Here is a 226-nt window from a genome sequence, read left to right on the forward strand (position 1 = left end):
GATGTGAACTCGCCGCAGCATGTGGTGATGGTTCACCGGTCGGTAGAAGGCCATTGGTGGTTGGTGCAGACGCAGGCCAACAATGTCGCTGAGCGGGTGGTGCGCTTTGATCCGACGGTGGATGCGAAAGCCGAGGAGGTCCTGGGGCACCTGATCCTGGTGCCAGCTGACGCGCATGGCCAGTTGTTGAGCGTGGGCGATGGTGGGCAGGTCACTACCGGTGACC

At 62.4% G+C, this 226-nt stretch carries 1 protein-coding gene; it reads left to right on the plus strand.

Annotation, left to right across the window (positions count from 1 at the left end; genetic code table 11):
• Positions 1-226, plus strand: a 226-nt coding sequence (locus ACLQ24_RS30760) for a hypothetical protein (protein WP_425895218.1), incomplete at both ends; no start/stop codon positions are given.

This window comes from Micromonospora sp. DT4, assembly GCF_049841675.1.
GTDB lineage: Bacteria > Actinomycetota > Actinomycetes > Mycobacteriales > Micromonosporaceae > Micromonospora.